The 16930-nt window shown below is 59.8% G+C and carries 14 protein-coding genes; 12 read left to right on the top strand and 2 right to left on the bottom strand.

Annotated elements, in window-relative coordinates; all coding sequences use genetic code 11:
• Positions 1–143: 143 nt before the first annotated feature.
• The 9 genes from ACT3UM_RS00480 to ACT3UM_RS00440 all read left to right on the top strand — a co-directional run bounded on the left by ACT3UM_RS00480 (position 144) and on the right by ACT3UM_RS00440 (position 12090).
• Entirely contained in the window at positions 144–1619 is a 1476-nt protein-coding gene (locus tag ACT3UM_RS00480) for an aldehyde dehydrogenase family protein (protein WP_498895101.1), read from the top strand.
• Between the two features lie 51 nt (positions 1620–1670).
• Positions 1671–3002 carry an NAD(P)/FAD-dependent oxidoreductase gene (locus ACT3UM_RS00475; protein WP_498895099.1) on the top strand — a complete coding sequence of 444 codons (1332 nt, stop codon included), beginning with the start codon at positions 1671–1673 and terminating at the stop codon, positions 3000–3002.
• Positions 3003–3170: 168 nt separating this feature from the next.
• Positions 3171–3845 carry a haloacid dehalogenase type II gene (locus tag ACT3UM_RS00470; protein WP_498895097.1) on the top strand — a complete coding sequence of 225 codons (675 nt, stop codon included), beginning with the start codon at positions 3171–3173 and terminating at the stop codon, positions 3843–3845.
• Positions 3846–3879: 34 nt separating this feature from the next.
• The gene (locus ACT3UM_RS00465; protein WP_498895095.1) at positions 3880–5154 is read left to right on the top strand and encodes an NAD(P)/FAD-dependent oxidoreductase; all 1275 of its coding nucleotides are present in this window, start codon (positions 3880–3882) and stop codon (positions 5152–5154) included.
• 175 nt (positions 5155–5329) lie between these two features.
• Positions 5330–6970, top strand: coding sequence for an ABC transporter substrate-binding protein (locus tag ACT3UM_RS00460; RefSeq protein WP_498895093.1), 1641 nt, complete (start codon positions 5330–5332; stop codon positions 6968–6970).
• Between the two features lie 102 nt (positions 6971–7072).
• Positions 7073–8029 carry an ABC transporter permease gene (locus tag ACT3UM_RS00455; protein WP_498895091.1) on the top strand — a complete coding sequence of 319 codons (957 nt, stop codon included), beginning with the start codon at positions 7073–7075 and terminating at the stop codon, positions 8027–8029.
• Positions 8026–8934 carry an ABC transporter permease gene (locus ACT3UM_RS00450; protein ID WP_498895089.1) on the top strand — a complete coding sequence of 303 codons (909 nt, stop codon included), beginning with the start codon at positions 8026–8028 and terminating at the stop codon, positions 8932–8934. Before ACT3UM_RS00455 ends, ACT3UM_RS00450 begins: the two co-directional genes overlap by 4 nt.
• Before the next feature lie 4 nt (positions 8935–8938).
• Positions 8939–10597, top strand: coding sequence for an ABC transporter ATP-binding protein (locus tag ACT3UM_RS00445; protein WP_498895087.1), 1659 nt, complete (start codon positions 8939–8941; stop codon positions 10595–10597).
• A 32-nt stretch (positions 10598–10629) separates the two neighbouring features.
• Positions 10630–12090 (top strand): NAD-dependent succinate-semialdehyde dehydrogenase, encoded by a 1461-nt coding sequence (locus tag ACT3UM_RS00440; protein ID WP_498895085.1) that lies wholly within the window; start codon positions 10630–10632, stop codon positions 12088–12090.
• A gap of 72 nt (positions 12091–12162) precedes the next feature.
• On the opposite strand, the gene ACT3UM_RS00435 is transcribed toward ACT3UM_RS00440, so the two are convergent.
• On the bottom strand, positions 12163–13089 hold the full coding sequence (locus ACT3UM_RS00435) for a 2-hydroxyacid dehydrogenase (RefSeq protein WP_498895083.1): 927 nt from the start codon (positions 13087–13089) through the stop codon (positions 12163–12165).
• A 340-nt stretch (positions 13090–13429) separates the two neighbouring features.
• Here ACT3UM_RS00435 and gabT point away from each other — a divergent pair, with 340 nt between their 5' ends.
• The 3 genes from gabT (at position 13430) to ACT3UM_RS00420 (ending at position 15962) form a co-directional block, all read left to right on the top strand.
• Entirely contained in the window at positions 13430–14722 is a 1293-nt protein-coding gene (gene gabT / locus ACT3UM_RS00430; protein WP_498895081.1) for a 4-aminobutyrate--2-oxoglutarate transaminase, read from the top strand.
• 31 nt (positions 14723–14753) lie between these two features.
• Positions 14754–15398: a hypothetical protein gene (locus ACT3UM_RS00425; protein WP_498895079.1), complete on the top strand. Its 645-nt coding sequence runs from the start codon at positions 14754–14756 to the stop codon at positions 15396–15398.
• 75 nt (positions 15399–15473) lie between these two features.
• Positions 15474–15962 (top strand): Lrp/AsnC family transcriptional regulator, encoded by a 489-nt coding sequence (locus tag ACT3UM_RS00420; RefSeq protein WP_039857397.1) that lies wholly within the window; start codon positions 15474–15476, stop codon positions 15960–15962.
• A gap of 7 nt (positions 15963–15969) precedes the next feature.
• On the opposite strand, the gene ACT3UM_RS00415 is transcribed toward ACT3UM_RS00420, so the two are convergent.
• Positions 15970–16863, bottom strand: a complete 894-nt coding sequence (locus ACT3UM_RS00415; RefSeq protein ID WP_498895076.1) for a LysR substrate-binding domain-containing protein — start codon at positions 16861–16863, stop codon at positions 15970–15972.
• Positions 16864–16930 lie beyond the last annotated feature (67 nt).

Below are 16930 nucleotides of genomic sequence, written 5' to 3'. Positions count from 1 at the left end.
AGGTGAGCGCATCACCTGCGTCCAAGCCCCCTGTACTCAGCACCCCATGCTGGGGCATCCGACCTAGGATGGTAGGCAAGCAAGACACCAATTGGATGCCGTCACCATTCCTTATTATTAAATCTCTCTAATCAAGGACTAACATGCCAAGTTTCGATCCTGCCCGCATCGCCCTGCCCTGTGCGCACTTTATTCAGGGCCAGCGCGTCACTGACCCCAGCGCGCTGAGCGTATCGCGCCCCTCCGACGGGGCCGTCTATGCCGAGCTGCCCCTGGCCGATGCCAGTCGCGTCGATGATGCCGTCGCCAGCGCCCACCAGGCGTTTATGCACGGTGACTGGTCACGCTGCGCGCCGCGGGAGCGGGCACGGGTTATGCGCCGCTGGGCAGACCTGATTGAAGCCGATATTGACTATCTCGCCCCGCTGGAATCGCTTGGCTCCACCCGGCCGATCGATCAGTCCCGGGCCTGGGATGTGCCCTACACCGCCGAGGGTATTCGCTTCTTTGCAGAATTCGCCGACAAGCACGGCGGTGAGGTCGCGGCGACCGCCCACGACCACCTGGGCATGCAGATTGCCGAGCCGTTGGGCGTCGTCGGGGCCATCGCGCCCTGGAATTTCCCTCTCAGCATGACCTGCTGGAAAGTCGCCCCCGCTTTGGCCGCAGGCAACACGGTGGTGCTCAAACCCTCCGAGATGACCCCTTTCACCGCCGTGCGGCTGGCCGAGCTAGCCATCGAGGCGGGTATGCCGCCAGGGGTGTTCAACGTCATTCAGGGTAATGGGCCGGTCACTGGCGATGCGCTCTGCCGCCACCCTTATGTGGCCAAGGTCACTTTCACCGGCTCAACGGTGACCGGGCGCACCATCATGGGCGCCTGTGCAGAAACCGGGCCCAAGCCGGTCACCCTGGAGCTGGGTGGCAAAAGCCCGCAACTGGTGTTTGCCGATATCCCGGATATTGATCGCACCGCCAAAACCCTTGCCTCCGCGATTACCGGCAACGCCGGGCAAGTGTGCGTCGCCGGCTCACGGCTATTGATCCAACGGGAACTGCTTGAGCCCATGGTTGAGCGGCTTAGTGGGCTGTTCAAGACCCTCACCCCTGGCCACACCTGGCAGGCTGGCGGTTGGTTTTCGCCGATTATCTCCGCTACCCAGTTGAGTCGTATCGAATCTATCGTAACCCGCTCCCGCGAAGCGGGCGCTGAATTGCTGTCCGGTGGAGAGCGCTTTGAACGACATGATGGTGGCCACTTTTACCAACCCACCCTGCTACATACAATCGACCGCCATAATCCCGCCGTGACGGAAGAAATCTTCGGCCCGGTGTTAACTATCCAAACCTTCGAAAATGAAGAAGAGGCGCTAGCGCTGGCTGAGCACGATGTTTACGGTTTGGCTGCGGGCGTTCATACCGCTGACCTGGGGCGTGCGCTGCGCACGGTAAGAAAACTCTCGGCGGGCACGGTATGGGTTAACCGCTACGGTCGCAGTAACGATTACATTCTGCCCACTGGCGGTTACAAGCGCTCTGGCGTGGGCCGGGATCTGGGCCGTGCGGCCTTTGACGCCTGCCTGCAGCATAAAAGCGTATTGATTGATCTCGACCAGTGAGTGACACCGCGTACTGTATGGTGACTTTATCTACCAACTAGAGGTAGCAGCATGTTTATCAATGTGGACGCCGTGCACGACAGCCCGGCCCTTCCCGAGCAGGTGGATGTGGTGGTAATCGGTGGCGGTATTGTGGGAACGACCGCCGCCTATGAGTTGGCTCGTCAAGGGGTCTCGGTGGCGCTGCTGGAGAAGGGGCTTATCGGCGCTGAGCAGTCAAGCCGCAACTGGGGCTGGGTGCGCCAGCAGAATCGCGATATGTTCGAGCTGCCGCTGGCCATGTATAGCCTTGACCGCTGGGAGGCGTTCTCCCAAGAGATAGGCCGCGACGTGGGGTTTCGACGCAACGGCATCGTTTACACCACGGATAGCCCAGAGAGCCTTGCCAAATGGGAGGCCTGGGGGCAGCAAGCCCGTGAACGTGGCTTTATCAGCCATATGTTGAGCGCTGAAGAAGCCCGCAAGCGCGCCCCCGGCACCACGTCACCCTGTATTGGCGGCGTATGGTCGCCCAGCGATGCCCAGGCCGAACCCTCGATGGCCTGCTCGGCCATTGCTACTGGGGCCCGTGAACACGGCGCCTACCTTCACCAAAACTGTGCGGTGCGCGGTCTGGATCTGCACGACGGGCGAGTGAGCGGCGTTTGGACGGAGCACGGATTGATCAAAACCTCGACGGTCATCTGTGCGGGTGGGGCCTGGAGTTCTCGCTTCTGCCGTCGCCACGGCGTTGAGCTACCTTCGGCCAATATCATGGGCACCGCGCTGCAAACCACCGCTGCGCCGGAGGTCACACCGGGCTGCTTGATCACCCCCAAGGTCGCACTGCGCCGCCGCCTTGATGGCAGCTACACCTTGGCGCTGCCAGGGCTTGGCCGGGTGGAGATCAGTCCCCAAGGGCTTCGCTACGCGAGCAAATTCTACGCCGCCTACCGCAGCAAATTAGCCAAGAAGCTGCAGATCCGCATTGGCGCGTCGTTCTTCAACGGGCCAGAAGCGGCAGGTAGTTGGCAGTTCGATCAGATATCGCCGTTTGAGCGCCAGCGCGTGCTTGACCCCACCCCTGATCTACCTCAGGCACGTGCCGCTCTGGCAGAACTGAAGGCAGAGTACCCCGAACTGAAAGGTATCCATATTGCCCGGGCCTGGGCCGGCATGATCGATACCACGCCGGATATGATTCCGATCATCTCCCCGGTTGAGAGCATCCACGGCTTTATCGTCGCCGCTGGCTTTAGCGGCCACGGCTTTGGCATTGGGCCTGGTGCGGGCAGGCTGGCGGCGGACTTAGCGACCAATGCAACGCCGGTTGTAGATCCCGAGCCTTACCACATCAAACGCTTCTCCGATGGCAGCCGTATCCGCCAGCCAGAAATGATGTGATCGGCCTGCCGCATTCTGTGCTGCATCCCTCCCAAAAAAAGGCGGTTTGTGTTAGCCGGGCGCGCACTTTCAGCGTCTGGCGCCTGCTCAAGAATGCTGTAATGAAATGAGTCGTTGCGCTAAGGACTCTCCCATTACCCCAATCATGACAAAAGAGGAACAAGCACCATGAGCGAGATTATGCGCCCTAAGTACATCACCTTTGATTGTTACGGCACACTCACCAACTTCCAGATGGGGCGCATGACGCGCGAAATTTTTGCTGATCGCATCCCCGATGCCGAGCGCATGGAGCGCTTCGTGCAGGATTTTGGCACCTACCGTTACGACGAAGTCCTCGGCGAGTGGAAGCCCTACGCCGAGGTTCTCTGTGCGGCGCTGGAGCGCACCTGCAAACGTTGGGGCATCGAATACCGCGACAACGAAGGCATGCTCTATTACAACGCCGTCCCTACCTGGGGCCCACACCCGGACGTGATTGAGGGGCTTTCGAAAATTGCCGACAAAATCCCCCTGGTGATTTACTCCAACGCCGATGACAGCCAGATCATGTCGAACGTGCAGAAGCTTGAGGTGCCCTTTCACAAGGTCTTCACCGCCGATACGTTCAAAGTTTACAAGCCACGTCTAGCCGCCTTCGAAGCCATGATCGACAACCTGGACTGCCACCCCGAAGAGCTGCTGCACGTTTCCTCGAGCTTCCGCTATGACCTTATTTCAGCTCACCTGATGGGCATCAAGAACAAGGCGTTTGTGGCGCGCAACCACGAGCCCTATTGCGACGGCTACGGGGCGACCAAAATTAACGATATCCGCGACTTGCCCGCGTTAGTCGGTCTCTAAGCTGACTGTTTCGCCCACCGTGCAGGAGCCGCCCATGCAACTCAACTCCTATTGGCTGTCCACAGCGCCCCCCTTTACCGGGGGCCAGCCGGCACTCACCCAAGAGCACTACGATGTTGCGGTGGTGGGCGGCGGTTTTACCGGGCTGTCGGCTGCACGCACGCTGGCCCGGGGCGGGGCCAGCGTGGCGCTGCTGGAGGCAGGCCAAATCATTGGTGAAGCCTCGGGGCGCAACGGCGGCCAGTGCAACACCGGCGTGGCCCAAGACTACGCCAGTCTGGTCGAGCAGCTTGGCCGCGATCGTGCGATTGCCCACTACACCACCTATGCCGAGGCGGTCGCCAGCGTCGAGCAGGTGATGGCCGAAGAGGCGATCGACTGCGACTACCTGCACCACGGCAAGCTGAAGCTGGCGGCTAAACCAGAGCACTACGACAAGCTCGCGCGTACCTGCGACGCCATTCGCCGTGATGTGGATAGCGACGTGGAGATGCTCTCCGCCGCCGCCGTTAGAGAGGAGGTCGACTCACCGCTCTACCATGGCGGGCTGCTGCAGCGTAACGGCGGCCAGATGCATATGGGCCGTTTCGGCGTCGGCTTGGCCGAAGCGGCAGCCAGGCATGGCGCGCATATTTTTGAACGTACGCCGATGACCCGTATCACCCGCGAGAAGTCCACGTACCGGCTAGGCACACCCAGCGGTGACATTCGCGCCGAAAACGTTCTGCTAGCCACCGGCGCTTCGCAAAAAGGCCCGCTCAGCTGGTTTCGCCGCCGCCTGGTGCCGGTGGGCAGTTTTATCGTCGTCACCGAGCCGCTTTCAGCCGCCCAGTGTGCCCAGCTACTACCCCAGAGGCGCTCTTACGTTACCAGCCGCATCGTCGGTCACTACTTCCGGCTTACCGCCGACAATCGGCTGCTGTTCGGCGGGCGGGCACGGTTTGCCATGTCCGGCAGCCAATCGGATGCCAAAAGCGGCGAGATACTGCGGCGCGGCCTGGAAGAGGCCTTTCCCCAACTGAAAGGGGTGCGGCTCGACTACTGCTGGGGCGGGCTGGTGGATATGAGCAAAGACCGGTTTCCCCATGCAGGACAGCACAATGGCATGTACTACGCCATGGGCTATAGCGGCCATGGGGTACAGATGTCGGTGCATATGGGGAATGTATTAGCCGAGGTGATGCTTGGCAACCGCCAAAACCATCCTTGGCAGGATACCAAGTGGCCAGCTATCCCCGGCCATTTTGGCAAACCGTGGTTTTTACCCCTGGTGGGCAGTTGGTACCGACTACAGGATAGATTGCATTAGACCATCACCACAGCACTCACACGACTTTCCAAACTCACCAAGAGAGGGATCAAAATAGCGATTACAAAACAAGGCAATTAAGAACAAGGCTATTAAAAACAGGGCCATTAAAAAAACAGCTAAGCACGCGCTGCCAGACTCACAACAACACTTAATCGCAGTAAGGAGAAGGCTTATGACACGTGAAAAAAATCCTAATGATCTGTTTGTTTCTCCCGAACAAAGCATGCAGGTTTACAACGCCATGCAGCGCGGGCTGTCTCGACGCGAGGCCATGAAAGTCCTTGGCGCGGCGGGCGTCTTTGCCGCCGCGTCTGGCGCCTTTCCCGGTTTCTCCTCGGCCTGGGCGGCGGATAGCGAAAGCGCAGCGCCCCAGTACGGCGGCCGTATCCGCATAGCGGCACACTCGGCATCCACTAAAGACACCCTGGATCCCGCCTTAGGGGCGACGGCCATCGACTATGTCCGCGCCTACATGTTTTATAACGGCTTGACCCAGTACGATGAAGATCTGACGCCCCAGCCCTGCCTGGCGGAGTCGTTCGAGAATACCGATAACGGCAGCCACTGGATCTTTACCCTGCGGCGCGGCGTTACCTTCCACGATGGCAAACCGCTCACACCCCAGGATGTGATCTTTTCGATCATGCGCCATCAGGATCCCGCGACGGGTTCAAAGGTCGCCTCCATGGTCGAGCAGATCGACAGTATCCGGGCACTGGACGATCACCGCGTCGAATTCAACCTCTCCTCGCCCAATATCGAGTTACCCTCCATCCTGGCCGTTTCGCACCTGGTGATTGTGGCAGACGGCACGACCGACTTCTCGAAAGGGCTGGGAACCGGCGCCTTTAAGTGCCAGGAGTTTACCCCCGGCGTGCGTTCGATCGGCGTTAGGAATGAGAACTACTGGCGTAATGGCCATCCCTATCTGGATGCCATTGAGGTGGTGGGGATTAGCGACGAATCATCACGGGTTAATGCACTGCTCTCTGGCGATGTGCAGATGATCAACGAAGTCAGTGGCAACTCCGCAGAGCGCTTGAAAACCAGTGACGGCTACCAGGTAAAAGCGACGAACGCCGGTAACTACACCGACCTGGTCATGCGCTTTGACCAGCAGCCCACCAGCCGCCCCGAATTCCGCGAGGCGATGAAGTATCTCTTCGACCGCGAGCAGATCAAGCGCGTCGCCCTGCGCGGCTATGGGGAGATCGCCAACGACCAACCGATTATCTCCAGCTCCCCCTACTACTTCGATGGGCTACCCCAGCGAGAGTACGACCCGGAGCGGGCGGCCTCCTTGCTTGCCAAGGCAGGGCTGGCAGGCGCAACCGTGCCACTCGTGGCGTCGCCTGCGGCTTCCTCGTCGGAAGATATGGCCGTGCTTCTCCAACAGTCCGCGGCTCAGGCAGGGCTCAACCTTAATATCAACCGGGTTCCCTCGGACGGCTACTGGTCTAACCACTGGATGAAACACCCGCTGGGCTTCGGCAATATCAATCCCCGCCCCACCGCGAATATTTTGCTTTCACAGTTTTTCCTCTCCAGCGCAGCCTGGAACGAATCCGGCTGGCACAACGAGCAGTTTGATCAATTGGTGATTGCCTCGCGGGGAGAGCCGGATTTGGCCACCCGCAAGCAGATGTACGCCGACATGCAGACCATGATCCATGAAGAGGGAGGCATCGGCATCCCCGTCTTCCTAAGCAGCATTGAAAGCTTCGATGCCCGCATTGGCGGCATGGATCGTACCGTCCCCCTGGGCAGTTTCATGGGCTATATGTTCGCCGAGCATATCTGGTGGAAAGGTTAATTCCTGCTCTCCCTACTGTCATCACGAGCCATGGGCATTATCACAAAAGCGGCTAACGACGCTTGGTGATGGCGAACATGGCTCTTGAGCCGGAGAAGAAATATGCGCGACTCACTCTTTGGACTGGTACTAGGTCGCTTAGCCTCCAGTCTTATTACTCTGCTGATGGTATCGCTGGTGATCTTTGCGATTACCTCGCTGCTGCCAGGGGACACCGCCCAGCAGGTACTGGGGCAGTTTGCCACGCCGGAACAGGTAGAGGCGCTGCGCGCCCAGCTAGGCCTAAATCAGCCGCCCTTGCTGCGCTACTGGCAATGGCTAAGTGGCTTTGCCACTGGCGACCTTGGGCGCTCCGCCAGTAATGGCGTGGATGTCATACAACTGGTCAATGACCGGCTCCCCAATTCGCTACTCCTAGCCGCGATTACCACCGCTATCTCAGTCCCCGTGGCGCTGATCATGGGTATCGCCGCCGCCATGCGCCGGGGTGGCGTGCTTGACCGCACCCTAAACCTGATCACCCTTTCGATGGTAGCGGTGCCCGAGTTTCTGGTCGCCACCCTGGCGGTACTGATTTTCGCCGTGCAACTCGGCTGGCTACCGGCGCTCTCCTACGTCTCCACTGTCGATAGTTTGGGCGCCTTTATGAAAGTTTACGCCATGCCGGTGCTCACCCTGTGCAGCGTGTTGATTGCCCAGATGGCACGTATGACCCGGGCGGCCTTAATCGATCAGCTCGACAGCGCGTATGTGGAGATGGCACGGCTCAAAGGCGTCCCACCGATGCGACGTGTCTTGCGCCATGCGCTGCCTAACGCCGTCGGCCCGATTGCCAATGCGGTGGCCCTGAGCCTCTCTTATCTACTGGGCGGGGTCATCATTGTCGAAACCATCTTCAACTATCCAGGCATCGCCAGCTTAATGGTCGATGCGGTTTCCAATCGCGATCTCGCCCTGGTACAGGCCTGCGCCATGATCTTTTGCGGCGCTTATCTGCTGCTGGTCATGCTGGCCGACCTGTGTGCGATCCTCTCCAACCCGAGGCTGCGAAACCGATGAACGACACCAAGACAATGCCCGCTAGCAAGGGCAACCGTCCCCCCTATGTCTCGCCCAGAAGCCGCCTGCCCATAGCGGTCCCCAAACAACGCAACCGCTCCCGGCTGCAACTCACCCGCTGGATCGGTCTTGGTTTGTTCAGCTTCTGGCTACTGGTGGCCATGTTTGGGCCACTGTTGGCGCCCTATCCCATGGGCGCGTTTGTCTCTGATCAGATTTATGGCGGTGCGAGCACAGCCCACCTGCTGGGCACCGACTATATGGGCCGCGATATGCTCAGCCGCATGCTCACCGGAGCGCGCTATACCGTGGGGCTGGCGCTAGTGGCCGCGCTGCTGTCAACTCTGGTTGGTGCGGGCTTTGGCATGTTGACGGTGCTCCTGCCGCGCTGGCTCGAGGAGAGCGTTCGGCGGATATTCGATACGCTCATCTCGATCCCCAGCAAAATGATGGCCCTGGTGATGGTCTCCGCCTTTGGCACCTCTATCCCGCTGCTGATTCTGGCGGCGGTGCTCAGCTACGCGCCGGGCTCGTTTCGTATTGCCCATAGCCTGGCCAAAAACCTCTCCACCCTGGAGTACGTTCAAGTCGCCCATACCCGGGGAGAGGGACGTCTGTATATCGCCGCCGTGGAAATTTTTCCCAATATGATCCAGCCCGTGCTCACCGATATGGGCATGCGCTTTGTGTTTATCGTACTGCTGCTTAGCGGCATGAGCTTTCTGGGCTTAGGCGTGCAACCACCAGTCGCCGACCTGGGCTCCCTGGTGCGTGAAAACATCGGCGGTCTTAGCCAGGGGGCGTTGGCAGTGATTGCGCCAGCCTTGGCGATTGGCTCATTAACCGTCGGTGCCAACCTGTTGATCGACAGCCTCTCGAACAGCCGCGATAACCAGAAGGAGTGATGCCATGCAAGGTGAATCGCTGATCGTACGCGATCTTGATATCTGTGCGACCCCGCCTGGTGAGGAGGAGCGCACGATCGTCAGCCAGATCAATTTCGCGCTCCAACCAGGCGAGGTGATGGCACTAATCGGTGAATCCGGTTCAGGCAAGACCACCATTGCGCTGGCCATGATGGGTTACGCCAGGCGCGGCTGCCGGATCGCCGGGGGCAGTGTGCAACTGGGAGAGACCGACATACTCACCCTCTCTGCGGTGGAAACCCGCGCGCTTCGCGGCCACCGGGTGACCTACATTGCCCAAAGCGCCGCGGCCGCCTTCAACCCCTCGCGCCGCCTGATGGATCAGGTCATCGAAGGCGCGCTTATCCATGGCGTTATGGATCGACAGCAAGCGCAGCAGAAAGCCATTCAACTGTTTGGCGAGCTGGCCCTGCCCGACCCAGAACATATCGGCGACCGATACCCCCACCAGGTCTCCGGGGGCCAGCTACAGCGCCTTATGGCCGCCATGGCCTTGATTACCGATCCCGCCCTGGTGATTCTGGATGAACCGACCACGGCACTGGATGTGACCACCCAGGTCGATGTGCTGCGGGCCTTCAAGCGCGTTATGCGCGAGCGGGGTACCACGGCGCTGTATGTCTCTCACGACCTCGCCGTGGTGGCGCAGATTGCCGATCACGTGCTGGTGCTACAGGCCGGGGAGGAGCAGGAGCAAGGGCCCATAGGGCAAATCCTGGACAATCCAGGCCATGCCTACACGCGTAGCTTATTGGCGGCGGCACGACCGGAGACCCGCGTGCCCACCAGCCTTCCGGCAAGCGGCGACGAACTGTTGCGCATTGATGATCTTCAAGTGGGCTACGGACGCTGTGATCGCAATGGGCTGCCGAATAATGTCGTGCTGGATCATATCCAACTGCGCATTGATCGCGGCCAGGCGTTAGGCGTGATTGGTGAATCCGGCTCAGGCAAGTCAACGCTTGCCCGAGCAGTCGCTGGCCTGGTGGCACCGTCACGGGGTGAAGTACAGTTCAATCGCCGGGAGCTATCTCCCACGCTGCGCGGACGCACATCAGAGCAGTTTCGGCGTATCCAGATTGTCTTTCAGAGCGCCGACAATGCGCTCAACCCAGCCCACACGGTTAGTCGGCTACTCAACCGACCGCTGGAAACCTATTTCCAGATGAGTCACGATGCTCGCCGCCAGCGAGTGGAAGAGTTAATGGATCTGGTCAAACTGCCGCGCACCCTGCTCGACCGCAAGCCCAGCGAGCTGTCAGGTGGCCAGAAGCAGCGCGTCAACCTCGCCCGGGCGCTGGCCGCGGAGCCCGATCTGATCCTCTGCGATGAAGTGACCTCGGCGCTGGATACCGTTGTAGGCGCTGCGATTCTCGAGCTGCTGGCCGAACTGCGCCGTGAACTGGGCGTTGCCTACCTGTTTATCAGCCACGATATCTCGACGGTGCGCTCGCTGTGCGACGACGTCATGGTGCTTTACCAGGGGGAGTGTGTGGAGTTCGGCCCCTGCAGCACGGTGCTCAACCAGCCACAGCACGACTACACCCGCAAGCTGATCGGCTCGGTGCCTGAACTCCAGCCAGGCTGGCTGGAGGGGTGCCAATGGTCGACCCATACACAGCCGTCAACCGCGCCCGTTTAATCACTAGCCCTATTCATGACAAGGAGAAAAGCATGCCGACGCTGCCCCTCAATGACAGTAACCTGCTACGTGAGCAGGCCTTTATCAACGCACAATGGTGCGTCGCCGACGATGCGGCCACGCTGACCGTCACCAACCCCGCCAGCGGCGAAGCGCTGGCTAGCATACCCAGCATGGGTGCCAACGAGACCCGCCGGGCAATCGAGGCCGCCGAAGCGGCGTGGCCCGCCTGGCGTTCGCAAACAGCGGCAGCGCGCGCAGCACTGCTGGAGCGCTGGCATGCGCTGATACTGGAAAACAGTGAGGACTTGGCGGTATTGATGACCCTGGAACAGGGAAAGCCGCTAGCCGAATCACGAGGAGAGGTTCAGTACGGCGCAAGTTTTATCAAGTGGTTTGCGGAAGAAGCACGCCGCGCCTATGGCGAGACCATCCCCTCCCCCAGCGCGGATCGCCGCATTGTGATCCTCAAACAGCCGGTAGGCGTGTGTGGTGCGATTACCCCCTGGAACTTCCCCATCGCCATGATTACCCGCAAGTGCGCCCCGGCCCTGGCGGCGGGGTGCCCGATTGTCATCAAACCGTCGGAGCTGACGCCGCTGTCAGCACTGGCCTTAGCAGTCCTCGCGGAGCGTGCTGGCTTTCCCCCGGGCGTGGTGAATATCGTCACCGGGTTGCCCGAAGGGATTGGTGGCGAACTGACCTCCAACCCCACCGTGCGCAAGCTATCGTTCACCGGTTCGACCCGGGTGGGCAGCCTGCTGATGCGCCAGAGCGCCGACGATATCAAGCGCCTCAGCCTGGAGCTGGGCGGCAATGCCCCGCTGATCGTGTTTGACGATGCCGACCTGGAACTGGCGGTGGCCGGGGCAATGGCGAGCAAGTTCCGCAACGCGGGCCAGACCTGTGTTTGCGCCAACCGCATCCTGGTTCAATCCGGCATTCATGACCGCTTTGTCGCCCGCTTGGCGACCGAAATCGAGGCGTTGCGCTGTGGCGACGGCATGCAGGAAGGCACCACGATCGGCCCACTGATCAATGACCAGGCGGTGAGCAAAGTCGCCCGCCATCTCGATGACGCCTTGTCCCACGGTGCTGAACGGGTGGTCGGTGAGGTTCCCAGTGGTCAGGATCGCTTTGTGGCGCCGGTACTGCTCACCAAGGTAACCGAAGCCATGCTGGTCACCCAGGAAGAGACCTTTGGCCCCGTCGCCCCCATTATGCAATTTGACAGCGAAGAAGACGCCATCCGTATTGCCAACGCGACTCCCTTTGGGCTAGCCGCCTACTTCTTCACCGAAAGCGTGCGCCGGGCCTGGCGGGTCGGCGAAGCGCTGGAGTTCGGCATGGTCGGCCTCAACACCGGCTCCATTTCCATGGAAGTGGCACCCTTTGGTGGCATGAAACAGTCGGGGCTGGGGCGTGAAGGTGCCCGCCAGGGGCTGGATGAGTACCTGGAAGAGAAAGCGTTTCATATGGGCGGGTTGGACTAACGCGGACTTAACGAACGCCGACATACCCCACTCGCTCGCCGATACAGAGCGGGCGAGTGGGGAAACGCTATGCTAGTAACCACGCTGCAGATCGACACGGCCAATCATTGGCTCACCGCGTTGATAACGACGCAAGTTGTCTAGCAGAACAGGGAAAGCGCTATCCGGCTGCGTCATCGCGGCCACGTGGGGCGTCAGCAAAATCCGCTCGTCTCGCCAGAAGGGATGGTCATCGGCGGGCGGCTCTTCACTCAACACGTCCAGCACCGCAGCGCTCAGATGCCCGTCGTCGAGGGCTTGCGTCAGGTCGTGGTCAACCAGGTGCTCGCCACGGCCAATGTTGATCAAGGCCGCGCCTTCGGGCATGCGTGCAAAAAGGTCTGCGTTGAGAATACCGCGAGTGGCGTCGGTCAGCGGCAACACGCAGATCACAATATCGCTTTCAGCCAGGAACCCATCCAGCGCTGTCTGGCCGCTGTGGCAGTGAACATTCGCCACCTGCTTTGGCGAACGCGACCAGCCGCGCACGTCAAAACCGTAACCTGCCAGATGGGTGGCGATGGCGCAGCCAAGCTGGCCTAAACCGAGGATACCGATGCGTCGTTTTTCAGTAGGGACAAGCATATGCGCCTGCCATTTTCCCTCGCGCTGCTGGCGCACATAGTCGCCCATGCGACGGTGCAACCACAGCGTGGCGAAGGTGGCGTACTCGATCATGCCGCGCTCAATGGCGGGGTCGAGCATCCGTACCACCGGCAGCTCTGAAGGCAGTGCGTCAAAATCAAACTGATCGACTCCCGCAGAGGTGGCAAACAGCACTTCAAGGGAGGGCAGGCACGCCATGATGTTTTCCGGGGGCGTCCACGCCAACAAATAGCGGATCTCATTAGGGTCGCCGATATCGGGCCATTGGCGGAACTCAATATCAGGCGCGTGTTGGGCAAACAGTTCTTTCCACCGAGCCCCGCGCACCGGGTCAGATTTATACAGCAGTGCCATAGCGCGTCTCCTTAGCTAAAACGTCATCCTACGGTGGTTTGAGAGGCAGCGGATACCGTTTTGGCAGTGGTGAAGCGAAGCCATGGGCCTAAATCCGCCCTCAAGGCGCAGATTACGCTGCGCTCCCCCATGACAGTGGATGATGCTGCGCAGGCTGGAAAATACGAAGGATTACGCGGTTACCGACGCCATGCCAAGCGTATCTAGCTTGCTAACAACGGTAAGCTCAAGAACGTATGGGTATTGGCGCTCGCTCTCTCGTTCTATCTAAAGGCGGCGCCAACACACCACAACATGAATATCGTGACTATAACCGTGAATATGTTTAAGGAGCCCGCAGATGAAGACCGACGCCCACCCTTCCCACGCCATGCTAAGCCAGCGCGAGCAGTGCATTCCCCGCGGCGTGGTGAATGCCCACCCTATCGTCATTTCCCATGCCCGCGGCAGCGAAGTCTTTGACGTCGACGGCAAGCGCTATTTGGATTTTGTGGGGGGTATCGGCGTGCTCAATGTCGGCCACAATCACCCCCGCGTCGTCGCGGCAGTTCAGGCCCAGGTGGAACGTATTTCCCATATGAGTTTCCAGGTGGCTGCCTACCCTGGCTATATAGAGCTGGCCAGCCAGCTGGCCAAGCTGGTCGGCGGCACACAGGACTACCAAAGCGTGCTCTTTACCTCCGGCGCTGAAGCGGTGGAAAACGCTATTAAGATTGCCCGCTCCTATACAGGGCGCCCCAACGTGATCGCCTTTCGCGGCGGCTTTCATGGACGCACACTGTTGGGCACTACGCTCACGGGTATGAGCCAGCCCTATCGGCAAAATTTTGGCCCTTTTGCCCCCGCTATCCACCACGTGAGCTACCCGGATGCGCTGCGTGGCGTCAGCAGTGAGGACGTGCTTGCCGAGCTTGATACGCTGTTCGCCACGGAAGTCGTCCCCGAGCAGGTCGCCGCTATCCTGATCGAGCCGGTACAGGGTGATGGTGGCTTCCTGCCTGCGCCGGTCGAGTTTATGCAGGCACTGCGCGCCTTGACTGAACGCCACGGCATTGTGCTTATCGCCGATGAAATTCAGACCGGCTTCGGTCGCACGGGCAAGATGTTTGGCTTTGAACACAGCCATATCCAGCCAGACCTGGTCACTGTCGCCAAGAGCCTGGGCGGTGGCTTGCCCATTTCAGGCGTGGTTGGTCGCACTGAGATCATGCAAGCGCCCGCGCCGGGTGGGCTCGGCGGTACCTATGGCGGCAGCGCGCTAAGCTGTGCGGCGGCGCTGGCGGTGCTGGATATTTTTGCCGATGAGCAACTGCTTGAACGTGGTATCGCCATGGGCAAACGCCTGGAAACAGGATTGCGCCAGCTGCAAACCAAGCACCCTTTGATTGCCGACGTACGCGGGCACGGCCCCATGCTTGCCATCGAGCTTCTCAACGGCCCGCGGGCCACACCGGAAGACGCCGCCCTGGTGCAACAGGTCATCGATCACTGCCGTGCAGCGGGTTTGCTGGTGATCAAGTGCGGTGTTCACCGCAATGTCATTCGCTTCCTGGCGCCGCTGAATACCAGCGACGAACACATCGACGAAGCAGTGGCGATGTTGGACAACGCCTTATCGAACACCACCCACTAATTCATCGCCAACGCCAGGAGAGCAGGACGTCATGCAACTGACCGACTATACGACGCTATGCATGGATGCCCATGGCGTGCTGATCGATCGTGATAGAGATATTGTGCGGGGCTTATCGCCACTGCTAGCGTTGATGCGTGCCCCACCAACGCAAGAGCAGGTATTAGCAGACTATGTGCAGGCGCTACATGAACTCACGGATGAGCAGATGGGCGCCGTTTCGGCTCACTGTACTGTCTATCGCGCCCTGGCCAACCGCTGGGGGCTGGAGGTGGATTGGCAAGAAGGGATCGAGTTTGCCAGCTCACTTGGCTTTGGCTCACTTTATGAAGATGCCCCTGGGGCTATTCACTATCTGCGCAAGTTCTATCAGCTCAGAGTCGTGACGTCCCTCAATGAGCAGGAGTTCTCTGCGTTTAATCAGCGCATAGGCCTTTCAGCGAATGAGCGGCTCACCACTGGCAGCTTTGTGGCCGCGCGCGCCAAGCTTCGGGAGATGGAGGCGGATAATCACGTCCTGCTCTTAACCGCCGGCCCCGCTCCCGTCAATCGCCGAGGCGGGCACTGTCGTATCACGCGCAGTGCCAAAGCGGACCAGCCCCTAACGCCGTCGTGTATCTCGCTAAGCGACTTTATTTATCAGCATCAGCTTGCTCTACGCGGCGAATTGCTTTAGACAAAGGTATTAGCCCAAACTAATGGGGCGTTTTTACCGCCCCCTTAACAACCCTAATAATGCAGAGGAACTTGCATGGTGGCCAGCGTTCGTCTTGATCGTATCGACATTAACATTCTCGTTCAGCTTCAAGCGGATGGCAGAATGACTAACGTTCATTTGGCCGATGCTGTCGGGCTATCGCCCAGCCCCTGTTTGCAGCGCGTCAAACGATTGGAAGCCGCTGGCTATATCACTTCCTTTCAAGCCCGGCTCAACCTTTCGAAAATGATGGAGAGCGTGACCGTTTTTACAGAGGTCACCCTGTCAGACCACCACCGGGAAGACTTTCTGCGTTTCGAGCAAAAAATTCGCCAGGTCGATGAGGTCATGGAGTGCCACCTGATTAGCGGCGGCTATGACTATTTACTGCGCTTTATAGCGCGTAGCATTGCCCATTATCAACGCGTCATGGAGGCACTTATCGAGGACGAAATCGGCATTGAAAAGTACTTCAGCTATATCGTTATCAAGACGCCCATCAATAAAGAGCAGCTCCCGCTGCGCACCTTAATGGAGGGCTAGACAATTCTTAACCCTCCCGGAACGCCTCGACCACCTGTTCAGCCAATACCTCACTGGCATCGCCACTGCCTGCTCGCTTCACCAGCGCCACCTGGTAATCGCCTAGCGGGGGCAGCGATTCGTTGTGCAGACGTTTGAGCGGCGGACGAACCAAGCTTTTTGGAAATGCCGTCACGGCCAAATCGGCCAGCATGGCGGCCTCCTGCCCGGCACAGTGGTCACAGGAGTAAGCAATGCGGTAAGCAATCCCCGCTTGATCAAGGGCATTGAGGGTAATTCGACGCCACGCGCACCCCTGTTGGGCCAGGGTCACCGGCAGTGGCGTTCGTTGCACGGCAACGCCATCCTCGCGCCCCGCCCACACCAGCGGTTCGCTGTGGACGATCTCTCCACGTCCGGCCTGACCAGGCCCTCCGGCCATCACGAGGGCGAGATCAAGCTCGCCCTCGTCCAACCTGGCGAGCAGATCTTTGCTGCGTCCCACCTCGACATCGACCTGCACCGCCGGGTGCGAGCGTGCAAACTGGGCCAGTACAGTGGGCAAAATACGCCCCACCACGTCGTCGGTTATCCCCAGCCCCACGCGTCCCTCGATGGCAGGCGCTAGAAACTGGGTCACGGCTTCAGCGTTGAGTTTAAGCAGCCGGCGACCATAGCCCAGCAGTACTTCCCCCTCAGCCGTCAGGCGGACATGCCGCGCCTCGCGTACAAACAGCGTCTGGCCGAGGATCTCTTCCAGCCGTTTGATCTGCATACTTAGCGCGGAAGGAGTGCGAAATAGCTGCTGGGCGGCGCGTGTAAAACTGCCGCTTTCCGCAATCGTCACGAAAGTGCGCAGCACCTCGCTATCCAGTAGCGGCAAGGCGTCCCGACTGGGTGGCAGGGTAGAGAGTTGGTTCATCACGCTCACCTTTCAGGAAATCTTAATGCTAAGTGTAGATCTTTTCGTTTGATTGATCCAATAATGC

Origin of the sequence: Halomonas sp. AOP13-D3-9 (assembly GCF_052379125.1) — a bacterium.
Lineage (GTDB): Bacteria > Pseudomonadota > Gammaproteobacteria > Pseudomonadales > Halomonadaceae > Vreelandella.
The sequence above is the reverse complement of the archived record's forward strand: the minus strand, read 5'-3'. Positions and strand labels throughout refer to the sequence as shown.

Coding starts and splice junctions, on each gene's coding strand:
- ACT3UM_RS00480 (WP_498895101.1), top strand. CDS start 144: ATGCCAAGTTTCGATCCTGCCCGCATCGCCCTGCCCTGTGCGCACTTT.
- ACT3UM_RS00475 (WP_498895099.1), top strand. CDS start 1,671: ATGTTTATCAATGTGGACGCCGTGCACGACAGCCCGGCCCTTCCCGAG.
- ACT3UM_RS00470 (WP_498895097.1), top strand. CDS start 3,171: ATGAGCGAGATTATGCGCCCTAAGTACATCACCTTTGATTGTTACGGC.
- ACT3UM_RS00465 (WP_498895095.1), top strand. CDS start 3,880: ATGCAACTCAACTCCTATTGGCTGTCCACAGCGCCCCCCTTTACCGGG.
- ACT3UM_RS00460 (WP_498895093.1), top strand. CDS start 5,330: ATGACACGTGAAAAAAATCCTAATGATCTGTTTGTTTCTCCCGAACAA.
- ACT3UM_RS00455 (WP_498895091.1), top strand. CDS start 7,073: ATGCGCGACTCACTCTTTGGACTGGTACTAGGTCGCTTAGCCTCCAGT.
- ACT3UM_RS00450 (WP_498895089.1), top strand. CDS start 8,026: ATGAACGACACCAAGACAATGCCCGCTAGCAAGGGCAACCGTCCCCCC.
- ACT3UM_RS00445 (WP_498895087.1), top strand. CDS start 8,939: ATGCAAGGTGAATCGCTGATCGTACGCGATCTTGATATCTGTGCGACC.
- ACT3UM_RS00440 (WP_498895085.1), top strand. CDS start 10,630: ATGCCGACGCTGCCCCTCAATGACAGTAACCTGCTACGTGAGCAGGCC.
- ACT3UM_RS00435 (WP_498895083.1), bottom strand. CDS start 13,089: ATGGCACTGCTGTATAAATCTGACCCGGTGCGCGGGGCTCGGTGGAAA.
- gabT (WP_498895081.1), top strand. CDS start 13,430: ATGAAGACCGACGCCCACCCTTCCCACGCCATGCTAAGCCAGCGCGAG.
- ACT3UM_RS00425 (WP_498895079.1), top strand. CDS start 14,754: ATGCAACTGACCGACTATACGACGCTATGCATGGATGCCCATGGCGTG.
- ACT3UM_RS00420 (WP_039857397.1), top strand. CDS start 15,474: ATGGTGGCCAGCGTTCGTCTTGATCGTATCGACATTAACATTCTCGTT.
- ACT3UM_RS00415 (WP_498895076.1), bottom strand. CDS start 16,863: ATGAACCAACTCTCTACCCTGCCACCCAGTCGGGACGCCTTGCCGCTA.